The following is a 24,433-nucleotide window of genomic DNA, read 5'->3' on the forward strand; positions in this document are numbered from 1 at the left end:
GTCAGCACCTGCTTTAATATTGTTTCATCTTGGACCTGATTCGAGGATCGAAGAAGGCATACAAGATGTCGATGAAAACATTGACAATGGAGATCGTGATCGCCGTGTATACAACACCGCCCAGTATACCGGGAATATCGGGAATAAACTGCTTATCGACGATGTAACTGCCAATTCCGCTAATGTTGAATACCTTCTCTGTTACCGCTGCTCCACCGAGCATCCCTCCGAATTGAAGCCCAATCACCGTAATTATAGGAATAATGGCATTGCCTACCGCATGTCTCCACAGTACAACTCGGCGACTAAGACCTTTTGCTTTCGCTGTAATAATATAATCTTCGTGAATGACTTCGAGGGTAGATGATCTAGTCATACGAGCTACAGCAGCCGTAAGTCCTGTACCGAGCACAACGACCGGCATTATGATGGAAGCCGTATTTTCTGGACTGTAGGTAGCGGGCAGTAAGCCCAATTTAATAGAAAAGTTCAGAATAAAGATGAGCCCTTGCCAGAAGTTAGGGATGGATAGTCCAAGCAGTGCGATAAACATGAACGTGTAATCAAAAAATGAATTTGGTTTTGTTGCCGAAATGATACCAACAGGTATAGCAATAAGTACGGAAAAGAAGAGCGAGATGAGTGTAAGTGTCAGCGTGATTGGAAACTTACGTGCAATGCTTGCGGCAACGTCTTCATTCCCTGTATAGGAAGTTCCGAGATCAAACAAAGCAATTCCTTTCATGTTGTTCCACAGCTGACTAAGATAGCCTTGATCCAGTCCATAAATATGGTTGAAGTTCGCTATTTGCTCTTTTGTTGCACCTTCCCCAAGAATGTTGGCAGCTGGATCAAAAGGTGACATGTAAAGGAGAGTGAAGACAATAACGACGACACCCATAATAACGAAGATCGTCATTACGAAACGTTCCATTACATATTTGGTATACGGATTACTGTAGAGCAGAATTACCATATACATCAGAATGCCTGGAAGAAAAGACAAGATTAGAAACAGCGGGTTATGTACAAGCGTTTGAAAAGTTTGATCGTAGGAAGGTTTCTCGAGTCCCCTTTCATTAAGACGGAGTCGTAAAAGTTCTTCCTCTTTTTCTAGAATCGCATCGTTCGCCCACTTTTCTGCTGTTTCTTGAATTTGTTTAGGAGACCCTGATTGATCGAAAAAGGTATGTTTACGTTCTAACTGCAAAGTGTACCGCTCTATTAAGGCATTATAGACATTGGCTTCACTCAATTCCTTTTGCACTTGTGTTCTGATTTCAGTGGAAATAGATCGATTACGATGTACTAAATAGTAAAACAAAATAAACAAATGAACCGGAAATCCAACAATAAAGAGAAAGAACGAATAGGCAGGACGAACCCTTATCTTCTTGTAAGTTTCACTAATGATGTCCGATAGACGGAAACGCTCTGTTGTAGGACCAGGCTGCTTTTTTCTCGCAATCTCCATGGTTTTGACCTCCTTTCGGTTTAAATTGCATAATTCCGATCAATATAGTATATTTTATTTACCGCTGTATAAAAAGTCAATCATTTCTAAGTATAAATTTTACATAGTTTCAAGAAAACATCGTAGGTAGGTGGACATAGTGGACTCTAGTATTTTAAAAGTAAAAGACTTAAGAGTATCTTTTTTAAATCAGGAAAGAGAGTTTGAAGCGGTTAAAGGGGTTAGTTTTGAACTGAAAAAAGGTGAGACACTTGGCATTGTAGGAGAGTCAGGCAGCGGTAAGAGTGTAACTGCCCGTTCGATAATGCGCTTGCTTCCCACACCTCCTGCTCAGATGAAAGATGGCGAGATACTATTTATGGGTCAAAATTTGGCTCATAAAACAGAGAAAGAGATGGAATCCATTCGGGGAAGAGATATTGGAATGATTTTTCAAGATCCGATGACTTCACTTAACCCTACATTAAAAGTAGGAAAACAAATTGCGGAAAGTGTAAAGAAACATCGCAAGCTATCGAGAAAAGAAGCAAAGCAAGAAGCGATTGAAATGTTGAAGCTCGTCGGTATGAGGGATAGTGAGACTAGATATAACCAGTATCCGCATGAATTCTCTGGGGGAATGAGACAGCGTGCGATGATTGCTATTGCGCTTGCGTGCCGTCCTGCCCTGCTGATTGCTGACGAACCGACTACAGCTCTCGATGTAACGATTCAAGCTCAAATTCTAAATGTCATGAAACATATGCAAGAGAAATTTGGAACCTCTATCATTCTCATCACCCATGATCTTGGCGTCGTAGCAGGGATGTGTGACCGCGTGGTGGTCATGAAGAATGGTGAAGTCGTAGAGACGGGTACGACGGAAGAAATTTTCGAGGAAGCAAAGCATCCTTACACGCAAAAACTTTTACATGCACTCCCGCGTCTAGATGAGAAGAAGAAACCTAAGCCTGCTTCCCTTATTCTTAATACAAGCAAGGAACCGCTGCTCGAAGTAACCGGACTCAAACAATATTTTAATATGGGCAGAGGACAGATTGTTAAGGCTGTAGATAATATTAGTTTTCATATTCAGCCTGGAGAAACGCTTGGGGTAGTGGGTGAATCCGGCTCTGGTAAGTCAACGACCGGAAGATCCATTTTACGCTTGCATGAACCTACGGCAGGAGAAGTATTATATCAAGGCATGCCGATACATCGTTTGAATGGGAAAGAAATGAAGATGATGCGCAGACATATGCAGATGATATTCCAAGATCCCTACGCTTCGCTCAACCCTAGATTCAAGATTATGGACATTATTGGTGAATCCATGGATGTTCATCAGATGAGCGGAAGTAAAGAGGCTCGTAAAAAGCGAGTTGAAGAGCTGTTAGATCTGGTAGGTCTGGAACCTTCTTTTGCAGAACGTTATCCTCATGAATTCTCTGGCGGACAAAGACAGCGTATAGGTATTGCCCGCGCTTTAGCTGTGGAACCAAAATTTCTAGTATGTGATGAGCCCTTATCTGCACTCGATGTATCCATTCAGTCTCAAGTAGTGGACCTGCTTGAAGATTTGCAGCATAAGCTGGGACTCACCTATTTATTCATTGCGCATGATCTGTCGATGGTAAAACATATCAGCGACCGGGTCGCTGTGATGTATGCAGGAAAAATTGTGGAACTTGCGGAAAGTGAAGAACTATACGCCAATCCGCAGCATGAATATACGAAATCATTGCTCGCAGCCATTCCGGTACCGGATCCAAGAATTGAATCCAAGAAAACTCGCAAACTACTAGAAGAACAAACGAGTGCCGATAAATATAATCTATTACAGTCTGAACTGGTGGAAGTTTCCAAAGGCCATTTTGTCGCAATTCCTACGGGATAAGACGCTTATGGCGAACTGTACAAAAATATGAAATAAGTAACGTTACAATCCCCTGCGGCATACTTTATTAATACAGTGCTTCATGCTTATCGTGCCGGCTTAAGGGGGTTGTAATATTGGCGAACTATCGCAAGCCTCCACATAAACGTGCATCACCCAACTCTAGTAAAAACAAAGCTCAAAGCAAAACGCAAAGCAGAGAAAAGAACAATGGAAAAGCGGATCAATCCCAAAGTTTCAAATCTCCGCTAAGCGAACTGACATCACTATCAGGTGTGACTCTAGATTATGTGGTTGCTGCACTGCTACTGACAGGTAAACTAACGGTGGATTCTTTAACATTATTTAAAGAGGCAACCATTGTCATCGGCCTGACGGGCAGATTTTTAACCAAAGATGATTATAAAAAGTTGAATGATATTGTTCAAAACATAAATGGCAATAACGAAGTGGAGATTGGAGAAATCTTAAAGTCGATTAATGTACTATAATCTATGGTGGCAGGGGAGTTTAAGGTGAGTGAAATTGAAGGTTTTGATGGTAAAGGATTTTCCACTCTCATCATTCTTGGTATTTTAGTCGCTTTATTCATTTTTGGATCAAACGATATTCAAAAGTTATCGGAAACGCCGACCAATGTAGATGAGATTTAAGCCTAATCACAACGAATAGTTAGAGAAAAAACAGAAGGAATGAGCATGTTATAGCTCTCACTCTTTCTGTTTTTTTATTTTACATAAAGTAGCATGATTTTTAATCTATGGATGCTAGAATAATAGAGTATATACAAATATTAACATTGTAGGAGGGAAAAGATGGGGACATCGCGGAAGAAGATTCGAGACAATCACTGGTTTAAATACGTGGTGGCAGCAGCAGTAGCGCTATCTGTTCAGACAGGATGGTCAGCTGACATTACGAATGTTGTTCAAGCAGAGAGCGCACAAGATCCGGCTCCTTATATTCAAGCAAAAGTAGTTAATGAAAATGCGGGTAAGAAGGTATTGTTCGACAATTCTCATGCACAGACGGCAGGAGCGGCGGATTGGGTCATTGATGGTGGATTTTCCGATTTCGGCAATGCGCTGGCTTCCGATGGGTACTATGTAAAAGAACTGCGTAAAACTACTCCAATCATCCTGTCAGATCTCTCCGATTATGATGTCTTTGTCGTTGCAGAGCCAAACATTCCGTTCACACAAAGCGAACAAGCAGCAATGGAACAATATGTGGATCAAGGTGGAAGTATCTTCTTCATAGGGGATCATTATAATGCGGATCGGAACAAAAACCGATGGGACGGTTCTGAGTCTATTAATGGATACCGCAGAGGGGCTTGGACCGACCCAACAAAAGGAATGAGTGCAGAAGAGAAAAATTCAGCAGCAATGCAGGGCGTAGTCAGTTCGGACTGGCTCGCTGAGAACTTCGGTGTAAGATTCCGTTACAATGCGCTAGGTGATGTCACGGCGAATAATATCGTTGCACCAAGTCAATCATTTGGGATAACCGAAGGGGTATCGACTGTAGCCATGCATGCGGGATCGACGCTTGCCATTACAGACCCAACAAAAGCCAAAGGAATTGTATATTTACCGAAAACGAATGCGGCTTGGGGAAATGCCGTTGACCAAGGTGTATATAACGGTGGCGGAATAGAAGAAGGACCTTATGTGGCCGTATCGAAAGCCGGACTTGGTAAAGCAGCGTTCATTGGAGATTCTTCCCCAGTGGAGGATGCTACACCTAAATACGTTCGTGAGGAAAATGGCATTAAAAAAACGACGTATGATGGTTTTAAAGAGCAAGATGATGCAACTCTCTTGGTTAATCTAGTAAACTGGCTTTCCGAAGATGAGGATTACTCCAATTTTACGGAAGTAGACGGTCTTGCACTCGATCAGCCTACAGCTGTGTTGCCGTTTGAAGTTCCTGCTGCTTCTACAGAACCTCAATCAGAACCATGGTCTCAGCCTGCTGCAGGATATAAGTGGTGGGATCCATCTACTTTTAAAGCAGGGTCTTACGGAAGTAACGTAGCAGCACCTTCTAGCCCATCATATAATTTTGTGCATCAAAGTCAGCTTCCTAACAGCGAAGCTTTTCAAATTCGTGTGGTGGTGAATAATCTTGCGCCAAACAGTACGGTATCTGGGTATAGTGCAGGGTTCTATACGACAGGCGGAACGCAAGTGGCCAAAGTTCAAAATGCAGACCTGACCTGGCCAAGTGCTTATGGTTACAGTCAGACATTCAGCTTGACGGCGAATAGTAAAGGCATAGCGACAAAGGACATTACTGTACAGATTAAACCAGGTACAACCGGAGCAGCGAGTTTGAGGCTTAGATTAAACGGTTCGAATTTGGTGACAACGCCGGTTACGATTGCGAATGTTCCTGCAGAGGCTCTTCCTGATGGCGGAGAAGAGGCTCCTGAGATAACACTCTCAACGATTAGTGAAGCGAGAACTAAAAGTGAGGGAACTCAGGTTATGGTCGAAGGGGTAGTGACGACGCAGCCGGGTACTTTTGGGGGACAAGCATTTTATTTGCAAGATGATACCGCTGGTATATATGTGTATCAGACGCAAAGCGGATTTAATATCGGTGATAAGGTGAAGGTAAAAGCGACTTTAACCCTATATAATACAGAACTTGAACTTGATGAAATTGAATCCATTGAAAAGATAGGTGAGGCTAGTGTTCCTAGTGCGAAACCCGTGGTTACTTTAGGGGAAGACACACAAGGTCAGTTAGTACAACTGAATGGCGTTACGATTGAAAACTTGGTTAGTGCCACTCCTGCAGGATCATTCGAATTTGATGCGGTAGGGGAGCAAACGAATCATGTGAGAATAGATGCTCGTACGGGCCTCACTATGGATAGCTTTCCTTATAAAGCCGGAGATAAAGTGAATTTGACGGGGGTATCAGCTATTTTTCGCGGAGTATATCAGTTAAAACCTAGAGGGCTCAGCGATATTACATTTGCGGAAAGTACGGAACCGGAAACACCTGAAGTACCAGAAGAACCTGTTCTCGCTGAAGGTGTACCAGGACAAGCAATACTTTCAAGCGATAACGGGAATGACAATGGACTACATGATGGAAGTTACGATATTACGATGAATTTGTGGTGGGGAAACAACGCGGCCGAATACAAATTATACGAGAATGATATTCTTATCGATACTCAGAAAATCAGTGATCGTACGCCAGAAAGACAGTCTGCTGTGACATCGATTACTGGAAAATCAAACGGAACTTATACCTATACGAGCGAACTGACGAACAGCTATGGTACGACGGCTTCCACTTCAGTTGTCGTTGTAGTTACCGATGCAAATCCAGGAAAGGCCGTACTTTCTCATGATAACTGGGATCATGACGGCGACTATAATGTACAGATGAATCTATGGTGGGGAACAAACGCAACTTCATACCGTTTATATGAGAATGGCGAGCTTATCGATACCCAATCATTGATCGTGCAGACGCCGAATGCGCAGCGTGCAGTGTCCGCTATTACGAATCGTTCGGAAGGAACATACGAGTATTATGCAGAGCTTATTAACGAGTCAGGAAATACCGTAACAGATAAAGTGATCGTTGTTGTAAAATGAAATAAAAGTGCTGATGTCCTGATCGAGGTATCAGCACTTTTTATATGTAAAAAAAAGGTTTGACAACCATTTTTACTATTGATAAAATAAACGACAGATCAGACAGAATGAATGATGTTTCATTTTGTGAAATGACAATAGAATAGCGAATCGACCAGACAACTGGAGATATCACGCTTTTTTTATTTTTTTAGAGGTGCTTTTTCGCCATTGCATCTATAATGCGTTGTGTCTCTCTTTTTTTTATCCTTTTATCCTACTAAACAGGTAAGTTTAATTTATATACTCAAGTTAGGGGGTTCTTTGATGACAACCAGTACACTGCGGATCGAGCAACTGAATAAAGTCTTTCGTGCACCAGCAGGAGATGTGGTGGCGCTCCATCAGATTGATCTACAAGTCCGCAAAGGAGAATTCCTAACCATGATCGGCCCAAGCGGATGCGGTAAGAGTACATTGCTCAAAATTATTGCAGGACTCGATACTTCATACGAAGGAAAAGTCTTGCTGAATGAAGAGCCAATTACGGGACCAAGTATTCAAAAGGGATTTATTTTTCAGGAGCCGCGCTTATTTCCTTGGTTAAATGTAGAGAAAAACATTGCCGGAAATTTGTCACTGAAAAAACCAGAGGTCCGCAAAAAGGTAACTGAACTTATCGAACTTGTTCGTTTGGAAGGTTTTGAACAATCTTACCCTAGAGAATTATCAGGAGGCATGGCGCAGCGTGTGGCTATTGCAAGAGCATTACTTCGTGAACCAGATGTGCTTTTGCTCGATGAACCATTTGGAGCACTCGATGCTTTTACAAGATCTCACATGCAGGAAGTGCTTTTAGATATTTGGCAGAGAAATCGCACAACCATGATATTCGTTACTCACGATCTCGATGAAGCTGTTTTCCTGGGAGAAAGAGTTGTCATTATGAACCCGAGACCTGGTCAGATCCGGACCATTCAACCCATTGATTTACCTTTTCCGCGGAAAAGAACCGGGCCTTCATTTCAAGAACTTAGAGCAAAAGTGCTGCGAGAATTCGAAAAAGGGGAAGAACCTGAACTCGATGCGGGAGCAGGGATTTAAACCGGTAAGGACACTATTGAATCAAGGGGAGATTGGGAAATGCACATGAAAAAGAGCGTCTGGACTTTTACATTATTATTGGTGGGTTTACTAGTGATTGCGGGCTGTGCAAAAGATACAGAAGAGAGCAATGGTTCAGAAGGAACACAAGGTTCGGTCGTTCGAATCGGAGTTCAAGGCAGCGGAGGCTTATTTGGAAAGGCTCGGGAAGAACAGTGGTTTGAGAAAGAATTTGCTAAGCATGGTGTTACCGTAGAATGGGCGGAATTTCAAAGCGGTCCCCCAATGACAGAGGCAATGGCCTCGAATCGACTTGATTTTGCGGGACTTGGGAATATGCCGATTATTGCCGCACAGGCAGCAGATATTTCTTTCAAAGTAATTTCTCAAAGCCTGGAAGGAAAAAACAATGTGGCTATTATTGTACCAGCGGATAGTCCGGCTCAGTCGATCAGTGACCTAAAAGGTAAGAAAGTGGCCGTTACCAAAGGAAGCAACGCATTTAACTTTTTATACAGAGGTCTGAATGCTGAAGGCATTTCCGCTTCTGATGTGGAGGTCATTCAGCTTCAGCCAGATGAGACTCAGCCCGCTTTTGAATCGGGAAGTGTGGATGCCTGGGCAACTTGGGATCCTTATATCACGCTGAACACACTCACGGGCAAAGCAAAAATTCTAACCGATGGTGAAAAGCTCGGAATTTTATCTCCCTCTTTTAATATCGTACGTAAAGAATTTGCTGACAAAAATCCAGACCTCGTCACCCTTTACTTAAAAGTTCTGAATGATGCCCTCGCTTGGGAGAAAGAGAATGAAGATGAGGCAATCCAAAGATATGCGGATGAGCGGGGCATTCCTGTTGATGTGATCAAAGGTACTTTTGATAGAGCTAGACAGATTAACATTCCGGTCAGTGATGCGATTATAGAAGAACAGCAGAAAACAGCGGATTTCCAATATGAGCAAAAAACAATCCGTAAAAAAATCGAGGTAAATAGCGTATTTGATAATCAGTATATCGAAAAAGCACTTCAGCCATAAAAGGCAGAGGTGAAGAAACGGGGCGTTTTTCATGCTTCAAAACAGTGTTAGTAAATTAGCGAAGAAGCGGGAGGGCCCCCGCGAATGGTTTCAGAAGAAAGACCAAAGGTGGAAAATCAGGTGGATTAATATTGCTTTGGGATGGTCTGTTCCTTTACTTCTGATTGCCATATGGCAGATTGCGGGTTCCCTAGGCTTACTTAATCCTGTGCTTCTCCCTACACCAATTGTCATCTGGAATGAACTGGTTGCCATGACTCTTTCGGGTGAATTAGCTTCCAACCTCGGCATTTCAGCTGGGAGAGCCTTTCTTGGATTTATTTTAGGAGGGGGGCTAGGGCTTGCAGCTGGAGTATGGGTCGGTTTTTCTTACAAGGCAGAGCGACTTGTTGATCCTTCGCTACAGATGCTGCGGACATTGCCACATCTAGCAATCGCCCCTTTGTTCATTTTATGGTTTGGATTTGGCGAGACTTCAAAAATTTTATTGATTGCAAAGGGAGCCTTTTTCCCTCTTTATGTCAATACGTTTCTTGGGATTCGTTCGGTAGATAACAAACTATTCGATGTAGCCCGAGTTCTGGAGTTCAGCAGATGGGAACTGATTTGGAAGTTAATCGTACCGGCTGCACTGCCTAATATTTTTCTCGGTATCCGGTTATCCATTGGGGTAGCATGGCTTGGACTCGTTGTGGCCGAACTAATGGGTTCGAGTTCCGGTATTGGCTACATCATCAATGATGCTCGGTCATTTTCTTTAACATCGGTTGTGTTCGTAGGGATTATCGTATTTGCCGTCGTCGGAAAATTGTCTGATTCTTTAATCAGATGGCTGGAACATCGCATGCTTTCATGGCAAGACAGTTACAAGGGAGGTGGGCGCTCATGAAAGCTGATTCTACTCCAAGTATGCAGACACGCTCGAAGGACTGGCTTGAATATATTCCTGCTCCCCTTCATGCTTGGTTGCTTCCCGTTCTGCTTGTAGCGGTATGGCAGGCAGCAGGCAGTCTCCAACTCATTGCTCCCAATCTGCTCCCAACTCCGGTTGCGATTAGTAAGCAGTTTATCAGTCTGGTACAAAGCGGCACGCTGTGGGAGCATTTTGCAATCAGTGCATTTCGTGCGTTATCGGGCTTTTTGTTAGGAGGATTTACGGGATTATTTCTTGGATTATTTACGGGACTAGGAAAAATGGCAGAACGAACACTAGACCCTTCCGTTCAGATGCTGCGGACCATTCCGCTGTTATCACTCATTCCGTTATTTATTCTTTGGTTTGGAATTGGGGAATTTTCGAAAATATTAATGATTTCTTTGGGCGCTTTTTTCCCAGTGTATGTGAATACGTTTCTTGGAATTCGAAGTGTTGATGTAAAGCTGTATGATGTATCACGGATTTTTCAGTACTCAAAAATTCAGTTGTTGACCCGATTAATCCTGCCGGCTGCCCTTCCTAACATTCTGCTAGGTGTTCGATTAGCACTGGGCGTAGCGTGGTTGGTACTGGTGGTTGCAGAGATGATGGGGACGAGCAGCGGGATCGGATATATGATTCAAGATGCTAGAGCCTACTCGCAAACAGATATTGTTTTTGTAGGCATTATTATTTTCGCCATGATCGGAAAGCTCTCTGATTCCATCGTCCGTATGCTGGAGTCAAGACTTCTTCACTGGAGAGAGACTTATAAAGGCTAAGTAACATTCCAAATAAATAGCAGAAGGGTTGTTTAACACATGGGACAAAGAAATGAACAGATGCATCTAGGCGCTTTTATTTATTATACAGGACATCATCATGCAGGCTGGAGACATCCAGATTCGGGTGTGGAACAACTGTTTGATATTGAAATGTACAAAAAAATAGCACAGACAGCCGAAAGAGGAAAGTTTGATATGATGTTTTTTGCTGATTTGCTATACGTTCGGCAAGTGGAGTATGCCGCTTCAGGTATGCTCGATCCGATTACTTTGCTATCTGCGCTATCCATGGTTACAGAGCGAATTGGTCTCACGGCAACCGTATCAACGACTTATAATGAACCTTATAATGTAGCGCGCAAATTTGCTTCCCTTGATTATATCAGCGGAGGGCGAGCTGGCTGGAATATCGTAACCTCTCAATTAGATATAGAAGCACATAATTATGGCAGACCAGAACATCCGGAGCATGGTTTACGGTACGAAATGGCGAGTGAATTCGCGGGTGCGGTTACTTCACTATGGGATACATGGGAAGATGGAGCCCTTGTGCTCGACCGTGAAAATGGAAAATTTGCCGATGAATCAAAAGTGAAAGCAGCCGATTTTAAAGGCAAATTCTACTCGACGAAAGGTCCGCTCAATGTACCTCGTCCACCGCAAGGTTATCCCGTACTTATCCAGGCTGGTTCTTCTGAGCCAGGACAAGATTTTGCTGCTCAGTATGGAGAAGTGATCTTTACGGCGCAGCAATCAATCAAGGCAGCCCAACGTTTCTATCAGCAATTAAATGAGAAATTGGTGCAGAGTGGACGTAAAAAAGGTACGCTGAAAATTATGCCGGGCCTTTCACCTATTCTAGGAGCAACAGAAGAAGAAGCTCAAAGAAAATATCAGGAACTTCAAGACTTGATCCCTGTAGAAACAGCGGTCATGGCGTTATCTGGTTTCCTCAATTATGATCTGAGCGGTTATCCAGCAGATGGTCCATTGCCTACTCATATTCCTGATCCTGTAGCTGCATCGAATGGGATGAAGAGCCGAGTGAAGTTGTTCTTGGAAATGGCTTATGAGGATAATGTGTCAATCCTTGATCTGGGAAGAAAGATACTGAGTAGTCGCGGACACATGCAATTTGTGGGAACGCCTGAGCAGCTAGCAGATCTGATGGAAGAATGGTTTGATTCCTATGCTTGCGATGGCTTTAATATTATGCCTCCCGTTCTTCCAGGAGATCTAGAAGATTTCGTTAATCTGGCTATTCCGGTTCTGCAAAAAAGAGGCTTGTTCAGAGAAGAATACACAGGTTCTACGCTGAGAGAACATCTTGGTCTAGAACGTCCTGAGCTTGGACATTTTAAGCCAAAGCATGAGCTGAGTGCAGGTGTGAATTAAAAGAAAATCTTCATTGATATTTTACTTTTTTTGCAATTTCACTTACAATTATCTATAAATTTTATATTTAAAAAATAGAGACCCCACTTTTTATTGTTTTCGTGTTTCCAAAAACAATAATAAAAAGTGGGGTTTTTGCGTGGGGGGAAGAGTTTGTTTCAGTTATTTAAAAATTCGATGTACGTATTTTTAGGAGCATGTTCATTTGGGATTTTGTCCACAGTAATTAAGCTAGGATATGAAAAAGGATTTACATTTGGGCAATTGACCCTTGGACAATTTGGGACGGGATGGCTTTTACTGCTTATTCTGATGCTTTTATTCTCTAGAAAGAAAGTGAGTTTTAAACAGTTTATTCGTCTTGCTGGAGTGGGTACCTGTACCTGTCTTACAGGGATCTCTTATTATCTGTCACTGGAAAGTATACCTGCTTCCATTGCGGTCGTACTACTATTTCAATTTACATGGATCGGTGTCCTCATTGAGGCGATCGTAACGAGGAAGTGGCCATCAAGGGCTACTATGGTGTCTGTGTTTCTATTACTAATAGGAACCATCCTCGCCGGAGGAATCATTGGCGTTGAATCACTTGAGCTAAATCTAAGGGGTACGTTATTTGGCTTAGCTGCTGCAGTAATGATGGCCTTATTTGTTTTCTTTAGCGGCAGAGTAGAGGTTCAAGTATCACCGATTACGAGAAGTTTTTACATATCGACCGGTAGCTTATTGTTACTTCTCACGATTCTGACACCCAAAGTAGTTCTTGAAGTATCGTTTGCCGAAGGGTATTGGTTATATGGGCTTATTTTAGGAACCTTTGGAGTGGTGTTACCCGTATTGCTGTTTGCACTCGGAGCACCAAAAATTAGTACGGGGCTTGCTACCATTTTAGGAGCAGGGGAACTGCCCGTTGCTGTTGTTGCCTCTGTCTGGGTACTGCAGGAGTATGTGTCCATTGTTCAGTGGGTTGGAATCATCATTATTTTATTCGGAATCGTTTATCCTCAAATATTCGGCAGAAATCGGAGTCAGAAAGAAAATACGGCAGTCCAATAGTAAAGATAAGATGTAAGATGATTAGTGAAGTGAGAACAGTGATGCGATTCAAAAATACATCAAATGATAAATCCATCAATAAAAAGGACCCTCATAAAAGACAATGTCATTTAGTTAAGGCGCATGCTAAAAGAGCAGGCTATCGAAAAGATAACCTGCTCTTTTTTGTGAACAAACGAGAAATGAGACTTGACAAGCAGGTGGAAATGTGTGGCGAAGCCCCTTGAGACAAGGAGGTTACGCCAATGAACGAGTACGCTAATTCACTAAAACAATCACTAACATCCCTTATACACGAAATGTCTGCTGCACCTGCACCTTATGTCAAAAACCCTGAAACAGATTTTACCAGAAAGAAAAAACTGCCCTTTGAAACGGTCATGCAACTTCTCATCTCAATGGGTGGCAATAGTATATATAAGGAACTCTTGGAATCAGAGGGCTATGACGTAAACACCGCAACCACGTCCGCTTTTGTACAACAGAGAAATAAAATTCTACCCTCTGCTGTGGAATTTTTATTTCATGAATTTACGCGTTTGTTTACGGATATTAAGCACTATCGTGGGTATCGATTACTTGCCGTTGATGGTTCGGATATGCATATCGCAACGAACTCTGCGGACACAGATACCTATTTTCAAAGTGGACCGAACACAAAAGGTTATAACCTTCTGCATTTGAACGCAGCCTATGACCTTTGCAACAGACTTTACGTGGATGCCCTTGTTCAGCCACGAAGATTGTGCAACGAGGGAAGGGCAATGGCAGATATGGTTGACCGTTCTCCTATCCAAGGCAAAGCCATTGTTATTGCCGATCGAGGCTATGAAAGTTACAATAACTTCGCGCATATTGAACGAAAAGGCTGGAACTACGTCATACGGGTAAAGGATGTAAACTCCAATGGTATTCTTTCGGGCTTACGTTTGCCTTCTAGTAGAGAGTTTGATATTGATGTTCATCGGACACTCACCAAAAAACAAACCAAAAAGGTCAAGGCTCAGCCCGAGATTTACAAGTTCATCCCTTCCACTTCTACATTTGATTTTTTGGATCTGCATGAGCGCATCTTTTATCCCATTTCCTTTCGGGTTGTTCGTTTTATCCTGCCGAGTGGCACTTATGAAACGATCATTACCAATCTTTCCTCTACTGATTTCCCACCTGATGAAATCAAATCAATTTATAACATGCGTTGGGGCATTGAAACCTCTTTCAGAGCATTAAAATACACCGTTGGTCTGACAAATTTTCACGCAAAGAGGCAAGATTCCATTATCCAAGAGATTTTCGCAAAAATGATCATGTACAATTTTACTGAAATGATTACCTCGCGCGTAGTTATCTCCCAAATGGATAAACGGTACCCATATCAAGTCAATTTTACAGTCGCTGTTTATGTTTGTAGACATTTCCTGCGCTTACGAGACGATGAACCCCCACCCGATTTGGAAGCGCTGATTCGTAAAAACATGTTGCCGATTCGATCCATTCGTCAAGGACAGAAGAATACACGAAAAATCCGGTATAGATCCGTTGTTAGCTTCGTCTATAGAGTAGCATAATCCGTTTCACACCAACTTTTTTAGCGGATATTTCATCCGCTTTGTTTGCTGTGCGTTTTTTTTACTTACACAAAAAAACAGCACAGGACTTTTTCCCGTGCTGATTTAAATTTAATTCAGGTGTTGTCTTTAAAGCTTAACTAAATGACATTGTCATAAAAGAGGGTCCTTTTCTCATAAATCATCAATTCAAAAGATCTATCTTACTTAACAAGGCTGTTAAGTATATCATCAATCATTTGGGAGTTCGCAACAGCACCTGTGTACAGCCAGCTGGTATCTTTACCAAATTCATATACATTTCCGTTTTTCACAGCCGGAATATTCTTCCATAGGTCATCGTTCAATGCTTCACTACCTGTGTCGGAGTCACTGTTGATCAGGAAGAGGTGGTCGGCATCGAGTTCTGCGAGTTTCTCTAGGGAAACAGGAAGCCAGTTACCCGTACCGGTAGTCGAAATCTCTTTAACTACTTCTGGTACAGCAAGTCCTAAGTCATCATACATGACAGTACCGCTGGAAAGATCTTGGCTAACCATAAAGAATTGTTTTTGAACGAGCCAGATTGCAGCAGCAGATTCACCTGGTACAGCTTCTGCGAGTTTCGCTTTGGCTTCGGCTGCTTTCGCATCATATTCATCAAGTACTTGCTGGGCTTCTTTATCTTTACCTAGAACCTCTCCGATTTTCAGAAGCTCTTCTCTCCAGTCATTATTCTCTTCACTACCGATTACATAAGTGGATGCAATCTTGGAGTACTGTTCATATTTCTCTCCAGCGGCCATATCCGCAGAATCCATAATGATCAGGTCTGGTTCAAAGCTTGCCACTTCTTCAAATGGCAGATCATAAGAGATGGTTGGTACCTCTTTAAGTTCCGTTTGGAGATATTCTTGGATACCGTTCGCAACAGACCATTGTGCCACTGGTTTTACACCAAGCGCAACGAGATGATCTTCAAGGTAAGAAGCAATAATACGCTGCGGGTTAGCAGGAATAACGACTTCATGTCCCACTGCATCGGTTACTGTACGATCTTGAGATGTATTTTGCGCATCAGTTGCAGGAGCTTCTACATTTGTATTCGGATTCGGTGTAGTATTATTAGTAGTATCTTCGTTAGTTCCGCAAGCTGATAAAAATGCGGATACGACGAGCAAACCCGACAGTAAAGTAATTAGTTTTTTCTTTCTCATGATTAGTGGTTCCCCCTATTTATCTATCTATATATTTAAATGATAACAATTCTCATTATCAAAATCAATTCTTTTTTTGTTACATCACTGTATACAAGATGTACGATTGATAGAGCTGTGTTGAATTAAAGGATTACGTGACCGCTCATTTTTTATGCAGATCCATTTTGAGATAGAAGTAGAGAGGAAGAAAAAGAATGACACCTCATTTTGTACTGGTAGCAAGTGTGTCGATTGTAAGTCATGGTAAATTGCTAATGATCGAAGAGAAGAAGCCGGGTGAAGTAGGAAAATGGAATTTTCCATCGGGAAGAGCAGAACAAGGTGAACCCATACTCGCTGCTGCTCTGCGTGAAGTAAAAGAGGAAACGGGTATCGATATAAAACTTACTTCTACAACAGGTGTTTATAACTTTACAAGTTCAACGAATGACCAAGTGATTTTGTTTCATTTTATGGGAGAAATTATAGGCGGGGCGCTACAACTTCAAGAAGAGGGGATTACAGATTGCAATTGGATCGAGCCAGCTCATCTCCTTGAGGTGGACCTTGGTCAGTTACGTAATGGACACATTTTAAAACAAATTACACAAAACATAATGAATAAGCGCTTTTATCCGCTTTCGATCATACATGAATAAGCTATATGGTGAGGTATGTTCGGGAAATGAATGCTAGAATCTATACGATAGAATCTTTTCCATATAGCATCGTCTAATTATGGGAACCAAACTACTAGCTTGCCCTTAAGGAGGAATAAGGATATGAATGATTTATTAAGTCCATATTTTATAAGAGAACTCCAGATATTGCCTGAAAGTTACCGCGATCGTTCAACCTACCCATTCAACATCGCAGCGATTCGTAAACTGAAAACATTGAAATTCCATCCTAAAGTGACTTATATCGTCGGGGAAAATGGGATGGGAAAATCGACTTTACTTGAAGCTATCGCCATCGCTTCTGGATTTAATCCCGAAGGCGGAACCCGTAATTTTCAGTTTGCTACAAGAGACACACATTCTAATCTACATGAACGGATCAGACTCGTTAGAGGAGGGGCTAAACCAAGAGACGGTTTTTTCTTTCGAGCCGAAAGCTACTATAATGTGGCGTCCTATATAGATACTTTAGATGAAGAGGGAGGAGGACCTCCTCTTAAAAATTCGTATGGCGGAAAATCACTACATGAGCAGTCCCATGGGGAATCATTTTTTTCTGCTTTTTTGAATCGATTTGGTGGATATGGTCTTTATATTCTGGACGAACCGGAAGCAGCCTTGTCACCCATCCGGCAAATGTCGATGCTTGCCCGTATTCATGAGCTTGTAAAAAGCAGAAGTCAGCTCATTATCTCTACGCATTCCCCTATTCTTATGGCATATCCAGACAGTATCATCTACCAATTAACAGAGCAGGGCATTGACAAAGTTAGGCTAGAAGAGACAGATCATTATGTCGTGATGAAACAGTTCATGAATCACAAAGAAAGTATGCTGTGTGAGTTATTTGACGAAGACGAATGAAGAATTCAACTCCATCCATTAAGGTAGGGTTCTATTACTCTAAGCTAATAAGGTAGAATCCTACTACTCAAAGCAAAGGCAATCTTTTTCATTATAAAAAGGATTGTCTTTTTTGTTGAGATAAGCCAGATAACATGTGTGAAATAATGAGAAATTAAGATGATGAAAAATTCGAAGAAGAAGGAATTCTATCGGTTTGCCAGATGGCAAGCCTATATTTTCTGGAAAACGAAAGTGAAGCCATACGATTATTATTATACTATTTCAACATATGAAAAATTCAAAATAATAAAATCTAATCACTGTATCTATATACGGCCTCTTTTTAATTAACATTCACTGAATCTATACCAAAATTTTGTATCAAAAAAATTTGCTAAAATCTCAATCGAAAAGCAAGCACTAATTATGAAATAGGATGGAAAAATATCACTGGAATAAAGTGTTTGACAACAACATATTGTCGATATAATATGGTTTAGTTAAGTAAACTAAACTAATGGACGAAGGGAAGTGAGAAGGCGATTGGAGAATTATCGAAAAGTGGTAAAGAGTATGAACCGTATGCTAGATGAATTTCATGTACTCATAACCAAGGAGTTTAAAGAACTGGATGATTTTCATCTCACCTCACAGCAAGAGGTCGTCCTGATCTATATATCTCGTCGTGATCGAGTGACTGCAGCACAGATTGCGCAAGAATTCGATATTACTAAAAGCGCGGTAAGCCAAGTACTTACGAAGTTAGAACAGCAAGATTTGATTGCAAAGATTGTGAATCCCGACAACAGACGAGAGTCATTTATTGTGTTAGGTGAACAAGGCAAAAGATTTATGGATACGCTAAAAGATATTGATGATCAAATGATTGAGAAGTATTACTCCAAGGTTAAAATTGATGATTTAATTCATATGACAAACACAATGGAAGAAATCAATCAAGTCATTAAGAGAAGTAAGCAATAAATAACAACATAGGTTACTACATGATGGAGGAAGAAATATGTCTTTAATGTTGAGGAATAGAGGCGCTATACTGCTTCTAATGGTAAACATCTTCTTAATATTTACGGGAATTGGACTCGTCGTTCCAATTATGCCGACTTATATGGATCTACTGCAAATCAGCGGAAGTATCGTTGGACTTCTGGTAGCAGCATTTTCATTTACACAACTCATATTTTCACCGCTTGCGGGAAGATTATCAGACAACTGGGGACGCAAAAAAATAATTATCATTGGTATGCTCATATTCGCGGTATCGGAGCTTATCTTTGGTCTTAGCAGTACTGCATTTTTCTTATTTGCTGCACGTATGCTCGGGGGGATTGGGGCAGCACTCATTATGCCAGCAGTTATGGCTTATACAGCAGATGTTACATCAGGAGAAGAACGTGGCAAGGGAATGGGATTAATCAACGCTGCGATTACCACTGGTTTCATTATTGGACCAGGAATCGGCGGATTCATTGCTGAATATGGAATCAGGGTCCCATTTTATGCAGCAGCTGTTGCAGGAACTATTGCAGCCATCGTCACTCTGATTGTATTGCCAGAATCAAAACCTCAAGTTAGTGATGAGGGGAAAGAGGTCGTGAAGCTTCTAAAACGCAATCTATTCACTCAGCTTGCTAGCTCTTACCGTGAACCTTATTTCCTAGCACTTGTTATCGTGCTTGTAGCATCCTTTGGCCTTGCCAATTACGAGACTGTATTTGGTTTATTCGTAGATCAGAAATTTGGCTTTACTGCAAAAGATATTGCCATTATTATCACTTTTGGTTCCATCGCTGGTGCTATCGTTCAGGTGACCGTATTCGGATGGATTTTGAACAAATTTGGTGAAAAGAATGTAGTTTCATTCTGTCTATTAATGGCAGCACTCTTTATTGTCCTTACCTTGTTTGTTCATCAGTATTGGATGATTTTGCTTGTTACATTTGTGGTGTTCCTGGCCATTGATATCCTAAGACCGACCATCAGTACACAGATGTCTAAGATGGCAATGGAACAGCAAGGTTATGTGGCAGGTCTTAACTCTGCATTTACAAGTATGGGTAATATTTTAGGACCAATCATTGCCGGAGTTCTGTTTGACGTTAATCTGAACTTCCCATACGTTTCTGCCGGAATCGTATTGTTCTTATGTTTCCTTCTTTCGCTGAGAGCAAGGAAAGATGAACGGATTCCCGGGCTTAAAGAGTCAGGCGTTTAAAACGAAAAACAATCAGTAAAATATTGTAAATATAGAATTTTAAGCTCTAAGCTTGAGATGATTTAAAAGAAAAAAAGGCACCGCATATATATGTGGTGCTTTTTTTGTACTTAGAAAGACTGCTGTATTTCCGGTGTTAAGCATCCGGAATAATAGTAACCGCAATCGTTCGTACGGGAGCATCGGTTTCATTACTCGAGCTACGGTAGTATTTTGTCACCAATTCATTTAACTCGTTTTGAAATTCCGCGAATTGTTTATCATCAATCTTTAACTCCATTAGTGAAAAAGTAGAGCCATCTTCCTGGCTATCTAGTTCTTTCAATTTCTTAAGATAACTTTGATATTGAGTCAGAAGTGATAATTGATAATTGGATACATAATCAAGTTTCATCTCATCAGAAGCTTTTTTCCATTCCTCTGGATTTAGAATAGCTTCTGTTTCATTCAAAGCATAATATTTTTCGGATACAGACTTGACCTTCTTTTCTCTAATCACACGAATAATTCCGGCATCGAACATAATTTGAATGTGACGATACAAGGTAGCTTGTGGTACGTCTTTGATGACCTTTACCATTTCTAAAGGGGTTAGACCTGTATCTTTATATCTCGCTAATACCTGCAAGATTTTTATCCGAACGGGATGCATCAGTATTTCCACTTTATTAACCATCGTGTTCTCCTTCATTTTGTCATGAATATTATTCTTATTATAAATAATGAGAATAGGTATTGCAATTGATGACTGAGAAAGTTATATTATCATTATCAATAACGATAATGAAATGAGAGAGGTTAGTTCAATTATGAAACTACACTATGGATTGGATGAACTGAAAGATATCGATTTTATGGCTTTTATCCCCATTATTTTACCCTTTGTTATCGTAGGTTCATTATTAGTCCTCATTGCTTTAATTGATTTATTTAGACACAAAAGCACGAGGCAAAACGTTCTTATTTGGACCCTGGTCATCATCTTTGTTAACACGCTTGGACCCATTCTCTATTTTGTAATCGGAAGAAAGGATCGTGAAAGATAATGAAGTTAGAAGTGAAGAATGTATCGAAAACATTCAAAGATAAAATGGCTGTCAATCATTTTTCAATGGAATTGCAAACAGGAGAATGCGTAGGAATGATCGGACCCAATGGTGCAGGAAAATCGACATTAATCAATGTGATTTCGGATATTATCGACCCAGATGATGGCATGGTGTTGCTGAATGGAAAAAAGATATCTTTGATGAAGAAGGAGATTGGTTATTTACCACAGTATCCTAACTTTTTTCATTGGATGACAGCAAAAGAGACACTTACTTTTATGGGGCAGCTTTCGGGACTTAAAAAACATGAGTTACTAACTGCCATTCCTGAAATTTTGTCCAAAGTAGGGTTATTAGGCGAGGAGAATTCAAAAGTAGGGACCTTTTCAGGTGGAATGAAACAAAGGCTTGGTATTGCGCAAGCTTTGCTCCATAAACCTTCACTTATTATTATGGATGAACCGGTATCCGCACTGGATCCGATCGGCCGGCGAGAAGTGTTAAATCTAATTAAAGAAATCAAAGAAGATACGACGATACTATTATCTACACATATCCTCAGTGATGCGGAAGAAATATGTGAACGGTTTGTCATCATCAAGGATGGCGCAAAAATAATAGACACCACAATTACTGAATTAGTAAAACAGCATCAGAAAAATAGGCTGGTCGTAGAAGTCACCGCGAAAGATCACGCATGGATTCATCAGGTGAAAAGTCTCTCCTGCGTCAAAGAGATCGAGGTTACTGGCAATCGATTATACATAGAAGTAGAAAATATCGAACAAGACAAAAAAGAGTTATTAAAGAGTGCACTTAAGAATGATGTGGACCTTGTAGCTTTCCAAGAGGATCAAGATACGTTGGAAGAGATTTTTTTAAAGTTGGTGGTGAAAAAATGAATTCATTTATTGTCCTTATCAAAAAAGAGTTTATTCAGATGATACGTGATTATAAAATGGTATGGCTGCCGATCGCGTTTATCCTTTTAGGGATCACACAACCTATCGTAACTTTCTATTTACCTTCAATTATAGGGTCATTAGGCAGTGGGCAGGGAATCACGATAGATCCAAGTATGACTCTTCAGCAGGGAGGAGAAGTATTAGCAAGTACCTTAGGATCTCAATTTGATCAGCTCGGGATTATCATACTAGCAATGTCGATGATGGGAATGATTCAAACAGACAAGGCCAATGGGATGCTGGCTTTTATTCTAACAAGACCTGTTAGCGTCATTTCATATCTATCGGGAAAAATAATATCTCATTATATGATCGCAGCGGTTAGCGTAACGATTGGTTATTTTGCATCGTACTTATATGTAAGCTATCTTTTTACAGATGTTCCGTTCCTACACTTGTGTATCGCTTTATTTTATTATCTTATATGGGTGCTTTTTATCGTTACCTTTACTGCAGTGGTCAGTACGATAGGTAACAATCAGAGTATCATTGGACTCATTTCGATTGTTTTTCTTATTGGTTGCAGAATCATGGTTGGGTTTAGTTCAGTTACCGAATTTGTGAATTCAGCCAGCATGAGCAAGTATGCGATGGAAGTTCTAGTCACAGGGTCCATAAATCTGAAGGCAATTGCCGGCACAATAGGCACGCTATGTTGGATTATATTGATGATCTACGTTATGCATTATTGGATTGCTAGTAAAAGATATCATCCGAAATAAGAGTCAGGGAAATACATGGACTTATTATTTGCCTGCTGCAGCCCAATCAGCTTAAATATGGATACATAGACTATAGATAAGGATCAACCTAGTACATTCAGGAGGGTTACATCTATGGTAATGAAGAAACTCCCCAATCAAACGCGAGGATTTGTACCGGCACGAGTATTGCAAAATACAGCAAGAGTGATGTATCCATTTTACCGAGCAATTGCATTTCATAAAAAATATGCGGATCGGTGGAGTAAAGCCGTGAGTACAACTGATCTTGATAAAATGGTTCGGCTGCTCATCAAAGCTTCACCTAAAGCGAAAGGGTTGGCGCTTGGGACGAATGGCATTGGTTTCTTTGTTGGCTTCCCCATTAAAAATCCATATGTAGAGTTTTCCAATGGCACGACGATCATTCCCGGAACTACACAGTTTACATTTGATCCAAGAATTCATCAGGCCATTGCACGCGCTGTTCTTCCTTTTTATTCTAAACTTGCGAGGGATCGTACCTTTGCATTGACCTTATCGAACGCAGTACGGAGCGGGAATGAGAAACTTGTTAGATGCTTAATTCGTTCTTTAGTATGCACACCGGCACTTATTTCTGTGAAAATGGATCTGGAAGAACCGGGAATATCCCTTACTTTTAAATATAAATCTACAAAATACATCTACCGTAATCTGTTGTTTATTGATCAGGCATAAGAAATGAAGAGATAGCAGGGTGAAGTAACTCTCGAAACGAATATATTAGGTTATGACTTTATATTATTCTTTTGGGAGGTAATACATATATATGATTCCAGTAAAGGCTCCGATTCACATCGGTCAGGACAAGATAAAGGATGTATCAAACCGTATTCTTCAAATTGACCAAGGAAAAATTAAAGGATGGCTATGCACGCCTATTACACTAGATCAGCTTAATTTCGTTACTGGCGGTGTCTATCGTGTAGCAGGGGAAACGGAATTAGACGGCGGAACCATGCGACAATGGTCTTTTATTATTAAAATCGTTATTGCCGATTCTACGCGAGATGATCCCCGTCATTATAACTACTGGAAACGTGAAATTTTGGCATATGAATCAGGTTTACTTCATCAGTTACCTGGGAATTTCGTTGCACCTGAATGTTATGAAATGGAAGAAAAAGAAGGTGGTATGGTATGGCTTTGGTTAGAGGATATGACGGGTGAAAAAGGAAATTGGAAGGAAGAGAATTATGTTTATGCAGCTGCCAAATTAGGAGGATTTCATGCCGCATATGTAAATGGGAGATCACTTCCAGAGCATGCTTGGATCAACAAATATTGGATGCGTTCCTGGGTCGGGGAATGTGATAAATACCGAAATATGCCCTTAAGGCAAGAAATTGATCAGATGAATCTAAGCAGCGAAGTAACCAAGATTATTGATAAATATGAGCAGTTCGAGAAAAAACGCAGTGAATACCTGACCGCTTTGGAAAGTCTTCCAAGAACGTTATCACATCAAGATTTTGATGAGTTTAATATCTTGTACCATGATAAACACCAAGAAAAAGACAAACTCGCTGTGATTGATTGGCAGTTTATCAGTATATCAGGTATTGGAGAAGATCTGGGCCGCTTTCTAGGTCTATCGATCAGCCGAGGTAATGTGCCGATTAACAGGTTGAGAGAATATCGCGATCTATTTTTCACTTCATACATAGATGGACTTAGAAAAAATGGATGGAATGGAGACGAGTTGACTGCTAAATTGGGTTACTTACTCTCTTTTGCTTTCCGTTCTATATGGGAAGTTCCCGTCATGCTCAGACAGTTTCAGCAAGATCAGGACTCGCCAGAGAGCAAGCGTATGATATGTGTTACCGAGCTTCAGATGGATTCGGCAGAAGAAGCAGAAAGACTGGGAATTATATGAATCGTATGATGAAAACTAATGAGTACATTCGTAGTGGCCGCGT

At 41.0% G+C, this 24,433-nt stretch carries 24 protein-coding genes; 21 read left to right on the forward strand and 3 right to left on the reverse strand.

Annotated elements, in window-relative coordinates; all coding sequences use genetic code 11:
- Positions 1–13: 13 nt before the first annotated feature.
- On the reverse strand, positions 14–1,474 hold the full coding sequence (locus tag ACWPWY_RS05820; RefSeq protein ID WP_454190801.1) for an ABC transporter permease: 1,461 nt from the start codon (positions 1,472–1,474) through the stop codon (positions 14–16).
- Between the two features lie 139 nt (positions 1,475–1,613).
- Here ACWPWY_RS05820 and ACWPWY_RS05825 point away from each other — a divergent pair, with 139 nt between their 5' ends.
- The 12 genes from ACWPWY_RS05825 (at position 1,614) to ACWPWY_RS05880 (ending at position 14,817) form a co-directional block, all read left to right on the forward strand.
- On the forward strand, positions 1,614–3,350 hold the full coding sequence (locus ACWPWY_RS05825; protein ID WP_454190802.1) for an ABC transporter ATP-binding protein: 1,737 nt from the start codon (positions 1,614–1,616) through the stop codon (positions 3,348–3,350).
- 116 nt (positions 3,351–3,466) lie between these two features.
- Entirely contained in the window at positions 3,467–3,841 is a 375-nt protein-coding gene (locus tag ACWPWY_RS05830) for a hypothetical protein (protein WP_454190803.1), read from the forward strand.
- A 24-nt stretch (positions 3,842–3,865) separates the two neighbouring features.
- Positions 3,866–4,003, forward strand: a complete 138-nt coding sequence (locus ACWPWY_RS05835) for a hypothetical protein (protein WP_454190804.1) — start codon at positions 3,866–3,868, stop codon at positions 4,001–4,003.
- Between the two features lie 162 nt (positions 4,004–4,165).
- On the forward strand, positions 4,166–6,973 hold the full coding sequence (locus ACWPWY_RS05840; RefSeq protein WP_454190805.1) for a DUF5689 domain-containing protein: 2,808 nt from the start codon (positions 4,166–4,168) through the stop codon (positions 6,971–6,973).
- 306 nt (positions 6,974–7,279) lie between these two features.
- Positions 7,280–8,056 (forward strand): ABC transporter ATP-binding protein, encoded by a 777-nt coding sequence (locus tag ACWPWY_RS05845; RefSeq protein WP_454190806.1) that lies wholly within the window; start codon positions 7,280–7,282, stop codon positions 8,054–8,056.
- 45 nt (positions 8,057–8,101) lie between these two features.
- Positions 8,102–9,097 carry an aliphatic sulfonate ABC transporter substrate-binding protein gene (locus tag ACWPWY_RS05850; RefSeq protein WP_454192812.1) on the forward strand — a complete coding sequence of 332 codons (996 nt, stop codon included), beginning with the start codon at positions 8,102–8,104 and terminating at the stop codon, positions 9,095–9,097.
- Between the two features lie 31 nt (positions 9,098–9,128).
- Complete coding sequence (locus ACWPWY_RS05855) at positions 9,129–9,986, forward strand: ABC transporter permease (RefSeq protein ID WP_454190807.1); 858 nt, start codon at positions 9,129–9,131, stop codon at positions 9,984–9,986.
- Positions 9,983–10,795 carry an ABC transporter permease gene (locus ACWPWY_RS05860; RefSeq protein WP_454190808.1) on the forward strand — a complete coding sequence of 271 codons (813 nt, stop codon included), beginning with the start codon at positions 9,983–9,985 and terminating at the stop codon, positions 10,793–10,795. The genes ACWPWY_RS05855 and ACWPWY_RS05860 overlap by 4 nt, the downstream gene beginning before the upstream one ends.
- A 39-nt stretch (positions 10,796–10,834) precedes the next feature.
- Positions 10,835–12,193: an LLM class flavin-dependent oxidoreductase gene (locus ACWPWY_RS05865; protein WP_454190809.1), complete on the forward strand. Its 1,359-nt coding sequence runs from the start codon at positions 10,835–10,837 to the stop codon at positions 12,191–12,193.
- Between the two features lie 153 nt (positions 12,194–12,346).
- On the forward strand, positions 12,347–13,249 hold the full coding sequence (locus tag ACWPWY_RS05870; protein ID WP_454190810.1) for an EamA family transporter: 903 nt from the start codon (positions 12,347–12,349) through the stop codon (positions 13,247–13,249).
- A gap of 17 nt (positions 13,250–13,266) precedes the next feature.
- On the forward strand, positions 13,267–13,476 hold the full coding sequence (locus tag ACWPWY_RS05875) for a hypothetical protein (RefSeq protein WP_454190811.1): 210 nt from the start codon (positions 13,267–13,269) through the stop codon (positions 13,474–13,476).
- A gap of 18 nt (positions 13,477–13,494) precedes the next feature.
- On the forward strand, positions 13,495–14,817 hold the full coding sequence (locus tag ACWPWY_RS05880) for an IS4 family transposase (protein WP_454190812.1): 1,323 nt from the start codon (positions 13,495–13,497) through the stop codon (positions 14,815–14,817).
- Between the two features lie 203 nt (positions 14,818–15,020).
- On the opposite strand, the gene ACWPWY_RS05885 is transcribed toward ACWPWY_RS05880, so the two are convergent.
- Positions 15,021–16,013 carry an ABC transporter substrate-binding protein gene (locus tag ACWPWY_RS05885; RefSeq protein ID WP_454190813.1) on the reverse strand — a complete coding sequence of 331 codons (993 nt, stop codon included), beginning with the start codon at positions 16,011–16,013 and terminating at the stop codon, positions 15,021–15,023.
- A gap of 197 nt (positions 16,014–16,210) precedes the next feature.
- Here ACWPWY_RS05885 and ACWPWY_RS05890 point away from each other — a divergent pair, with 197 nt between their 5' ends.
- The 4 genes from ACWPWY_RS05890 (at position 16,211) to ACWPWY_RS05905 (ending at position 19,754) form a co-directional block, all read left to right on the forward strand.
- On the forward strand, positions 16,211–16,654 hold the full coding sequence (locus tag ACWPWY_RS05890; RefSeq protein ID WP_454190814.1) for an NUDIX domain-containing protein: 444 nt from the start codon (positions 16,211–16,213) through the stop codon (positions 16,652–16,654).
- Between the two features lie 123 nt (positions 16,655–16,777).
- Positions 16,778–17,539 (forward strand): AAA family ATPase, encoded by a 762-nt coding sequence (locus ACWPWY_RS05895; protein ID WP_454190815.1) that lies wholly within the window; start codon positions 16,778–16,780, stop codon positions 17,537–17,539.
- Positions 17,540–18,094: 555 nt separating this feature from the next.
- A complete protein-coding gene (locus tag ACWPWY_RS05900) occupies positions 18,095–18,505 on the forward strand; it encodes a MarR family winged helix-turn-helix transcriptional regulator (protein ID WP_454190816.1) in 411 nt (136 codons plus the stop codon).
- Between the two features lie 37 nt (positions 18,506–18,542).
- Positions 18,543–19,754, forward strand: coding sequence for an MFS transporter (locus ACWPWY_RS05905; RefSeq protein WP_454190817.1), 1,212 nt, complete (start codon positions 18,543–18,545; stop codon positions 19,752–19,754).
- Positions 19,755–19,890: 136 nt separating this feature from the next.
- Here the strand turns inward: ACWPWY_RS05905 and ACWPWY_RS05910 are convergent, their stop codons facing one another.
- The gene (locus tag ACWPWY_RS05910; RefSeq protein ID WP_454190818.1) at positions 19,891–20,430 is read right to left on the reverse strand and encodes a helix-turn-helix domain-containing protein; all 540 of its coding nucleotides are present in this window, start codon (positions 20,428–20,430) and stop codon (positions 19,891–19,893) included.
- A 133-nt stretch (positions 20,431–20,563) separates the two neighbouring features.
- On the opposite strand from ACWPWY_RS05910, the gene ACWPWY_RS05915 reads away from it, so the two are divergent.
- The 5 genes from ACWPWY_RS05915 (at position 20,564) to ACWPWY_RS05935 (ending at position 24,390) form a co-directional block, all read left to right on the forward strand.
- Positions 20,564–20,800, forward strand: coding sequence for a PLD nuclease N-terminal domain-containing protein (locus tag ACWPWY_RS05915; protein WP_454190819.1), 237 nt, complete (start codon positions 20,564–20,566; stop codon positions 20,798–20,800).
- Positions 20,800–21,705, forward strand: a complete 906-nt coding sequence (locus tag ACWPWY_RS05920) for an ABC transporter ATP-binding protein (RefSeq protein WP_454190820.1) — start codon at positions 20,800–20,802, stop codon at positions 21,703–21,705. Before ACWPWY_RS05915 ends, ACWPWY_RS05920 begins: the two co-directional genes overlap by 1 nt.
- Positions 21,702–22,490, forward strand: a complete 789-nt coding sequence (locus tag ACWPWY_RS05925; RefSeq protein WP_454190821.1) for an ABC transporter permease — start codon at positions 21,702–21,704, stop codon at positions 22,488–22,490. The genes ACWPWY_RS05920 and ACWPWY_RS05925 overlap by 4 nt, the downstream gene beginning before the upstream one ends.
- A gap of 114 nt (positions 22,491–22,604) precedes the next feature.
- Positions 22,605–23,189, forward strand: coding sequence for a hypothetical protein (locus ACWPWY_RS05930; RefSeq protein WP_454190822.1), 585 nt, complete (start codon positions 22,605–22,607; stop codon positions 23,187–23,189).
- Positions 23,190–23,280: 91 nt separating this feature from the next.
- Entirely contained in the window at positions 23,281–24,390 is a 1,110-nt protein-coding gene (locus ACWPWY_RS05935; protein WP_454190823.1) for an oxidoreductase family protein, read from the forward strand.
- Positions 24,391–24,433: the final 43 nt, after the last annotated feature.

This window comes from Paenibacillus sp. Marseille-Q7038 (assembly GCF_965111595.1).